This is a genomic window from Sulfurimonas sp. (assembly GCF_026991475.1).
GTDB lineage: Bacteria > Campylobacterota > Campylobacteria > Campylobacterales > Sulfurimonadaceae > Sulfurimonas.
This window is the reverse complement of the sequence record NZ_JALXBK010000097.1, coordinates 1-3,898: the sequence shown is the minus strand read 5'-3', so window position 1 is coordinate 3,898 and position 3,898 is coordinate 1. Positions and strand designations below refer to the sequence as shown.

The 3,898-nt window shown below is 41.4% G+C and carries 1 protein-coding gene and 1 pseudogene; both read right to left on the bottom strand.

The annotated features are described in order from the left end of the window. The coding region (locus tag MV589_RS08525) for a copper resistance system multicopper oxidase (protein ID WP_297433879.1) at positions 1–1,484 on the bottom strand (1,484 nt) is incomplete at its 3' end. 58 nt (positions 1,485–1,542) lie between these two features. Continuing rightward, positions 1,543–3,780, bottom strand: a pseudogene (locus MV589_RS08520) (efflux RND transporter permease subunit); the annotation flags it as partial. Between the last annotated feature and the right edge of the window lie 118 nt (positions 3,781–3,898).

The window sequence follows — 3,898 nt, the reverse complement described above, 5'->3', positions numbered from 1 at the left end:
ATGCGCAGACGTTCACCATAATGAAACTCCAAAGGCTCTGCCTCAGAATATTTTATGCCGTTTATTGACCACATATAGCGATCCATATTGCCGGTGAGATGCAAAACTATCTCTCTGTCTGGGTATCTATCATCTTTTGTCGAACGCAAAGAGCGCAGGTCGGCGTATGTGAGTACACGTCTACCGTTGTTTCGAAGTCCGACACCCGGATCATCCAGTCTATACTGTGGATTCATCGCCCGCATTGTTGTACCCACACCCCATTTTATAGGCAGTTTTGTGAGAGGAATTGGTTTTTTCATGCCCTGCATATCGGTAGATTTTTTCATATCCATGCCTGACATCTTTTTCATATCTTTACTCATGCCCATATCACGCATTGTAAGTGTTTCTCTTGGATCCATTGGTGGAACATCTGCCAAGATCTTTGCATCTGTTGTCAAATTTCCAAGTGCATAACCACTTCTGTCTATACTTTGTGCAAAGATGGCATAGGCATCTGCATCTTGTGGCTCTACAATGACATCATAGGTCTCTGCAACTCCAATGCGAAATTCATCGACATCTACAGGCTGTATGTTGTTTCCGTCTGCAGCGACAACACGCATTTTTAAACCAGGAATGCGAACATCAAAAAAAGTCATAGAGGCTGCATTGATGAAACGCAGTCGAACTTTTTCTCCTTTTTTAAAAAGAGCACTAAAGCGCGTAGCAGGATTTTGTCCACTCATCAGAAATGTATAAGTGTAGCCCGTTACATCGGAGAGGTCACGATCAGACATTCGCATTTTATTCCACATCTCTCGCTCTTTAAATGCTTCTAAAAAGCCCTTCTCTTTTACTTCGGCAAAAAAATCGCCCACCGTTCGTTGGTTGAAGTTATAATAATCAGCAGAGAGTTTTAGTTTTCTGTAGATGGATGCCGGTTTCTCATCGGAGTAATCCGAAAGAACTACAACATGTTCTCTGTCATACGCAAACGGGTCTTTCTCTTTTGGTTCAATCACAATAGCACCATAGACGCCTGTTTGTTCCTGAAACCCTGAATGGGAGTGGTACCAGTAGGTACCGCTTTGCTGAACTGTAAATGTATAGGTAAATGTCTCACCCGGTGCAATGCCTGCATAACTGATGCTGGGAACCCCATCCATGTGAAAAGGCAGAATGATTCCGCGCCAGTGGATGGAGGAGGATTCACTGAGATTATTGGTAACATGAATGGTGAGCGTATCACCCTCACGCCAACGCAGTGTCGGACCTTGCAATATGCCATTGACCGCTGTTGCATACGAGGGGTTTCCCGTTACATTGACAAGAGTTTTATCGATTGTCAGATGGAACTCCGTACCTGAGAGTTCTGTCGTTTTTTGTCGCTGTTTAACTCCATTACTCTTTGCACTCAGCGTCATGCCTGAGAGCAGAGCCGTTGAAGCGACAACGCCTTTAACAAATGTTCTTCTTGATAATTGTTGTGTTATTTTCATAGTATCACCTTTTAAGTGATACAAGTATAACACGAGTTTGTGAGGAGTTTGTGGTTATTTAAAACTCTGTTTTTTCATCTCTGTTTAACTCCCATTTTGTATATATTTCAAAAAGTATTGGAATGATAACCAAACTTAGTACTGCAGAGCTTACTATCCCTCCAAGCATTGGTGCAGCAATGCGCTGCATCACTTCACTCCCTATGCCGTGTGTGTACATAATAGGAGCAAGACCTGCAATAATGGCAAAGACCGTCATTAGTTTTGGACGCACACGCTGCACTGCCCCATCATAAATAGCATCGTTTAAATGCTTCACATCAAACTTCTCTCCATGCATCGCTTTAGACTCATCAACTGCCTCTTGCAGATAGACTATCATAACGATGGCAGTCTCAGCAGCAACACCAAGTAGTGCCAAGAAACCAACGACCACCGCAATGCTCATTGCAAAATTGAGCATATCTATGTAAATAAGCCCTCCAAGGAGTGCAAACGGAAGTGTAAAGAAGACAATAAGTGTGGGCATCATTTTTTTCAGCGCCATATAAATAAGCAGCAAAATAAAGAGCAGTACCGCTGGTATGATCCAGACAATTTTTTTCATCGCACTGTTTAAATACTGTGCCTGTCCTGCCCACTCTATGTAATAACCTGGTTCAAATTTTATCTCATTTATTAACTTCTGCGCACCTTTTTGGTATTCAGTCGCTATAATGCCCTCTTTTGGCGTGATGTATATAAATGTCACAGGAGCTGCCATCTCACTTTTTATGACCGAAGCACTCTGTTTGTAAGAGACTTTTGCAAAAGTACCCAGTGGAACAAAGCCCAGTTTCGTTTTTATCTGAATATCTCGAATACTCTGCAGACTTCTACGCTCACTTCCCTCAAGTCTTAAAGCAATAGGGTAACGCTCAAGTCCTTTGTACATCGTAGAAACCTTCAATCCTCCAATAGCCAAAGAGGTGTACTCAAGCAGAGTATTTTTATCGAGTCCATAACGCTGCATTTTAGATTCATTTAAATCAAGATATATAAAATACCCGGCACTTGCCTGATCGGCGAATACTGAGAGAGTATTGTCATAATCTCGTAACTTCTCTTCTATAAGTTTTCCATACTTTTGTAGTCCTTGGGCATCTTTTCCGTAAAGTTTAATTCCAATAGGGGTACGAATACCACTTAAAAGCATATCTATACGCCCACGAATCGGGTATGTCCACGAGTTCGTCAGACCTGGAACCTGCAGGGCATCTTCCATATCTTGACGGAGTTTGTCGTAGGTCATTCCTTTTGGCCACTCAGATTTTGGTTTGAGCGTAATGATGGTCTCAAGCATACCAAGTGGTGCTGGGTCAGTTGCTGTTCCTGCGCGTCCTGCTTTGCCAAAAACATTCTCCACTTCGGAAAAAGATTTGATGATTTTGTCCGTTTTTTGTGTCAGCTCTTTCGCCTGATCTATACTGATACCATAAGGAGTCACCGGCATATACATAAAAGTCTGCTCGTTGAGCATCGGCATAAACTCCCACTTTAAACTGTTGTAAAGCGGATACATATAACCCAAAGAGAGTAAAACAAGTACAATCACAAAGTACTTCACTTTAAGTCCATAAACAATAATAGGACGATAAAGCCAGATAAAAAATCTGTTGAGTGGATTTTTATTCTCCGGAATGATTCTCCCTTTTACAAAGAAAACCATAAGCACAGGTACAAGTGTGATACTCAGAAGTGCTCCAGCTGCCATTGCAAATGTTTTGGTAAACGCAAGCGGTGTAAAAAGCAGACCCTCTTGTCCGCTCAAAGCAAAAATAGGCAAAAATGAAACCACGATAAGAGCAAGCGCGAAAAATATAGGACGCCCTACAAGTTGAGATGATTTTAAAATCACCTCTATACGCTCTGCGTTTGTCGGCATTCTCTCATGTTTATGTTCAAACTTATGCAGCGACTTATGGGCATTTTCTATCATAACGATGGAAGCATCCACCATAGCACCAATGGCAATGGCAATACCTCCAAGACTCATGATGTTCGAGCCTATACCAAATATTTTCATCAGTAGAAATGTCATTCCAACAGTCAAAGGTAAAACGATAAGTACAATGAGCGATGAGCGAAAGTGGAGTAAAAATAGCCCAATAACAATGATGACAATAATACTCTCCTCAATGAGGGTATCTTTAAGTGTCTCTACCGCACCGTCAATAAGCCCTGAGCGGTCATACACAGTTGTCACATCCACACCATCGACCTTTAGCTCTGCCATCTTCTTTTTGATTCGAGACATATCCTAAAAGTTGTGTCTAACAGTAACACCTAACTAATTTTTCTCCTCATAAAATTTAAGATTGAATATTTGATTTAGTTCATAAAGTTTAGATTTTATCATCGGAACAGGTTTTTTC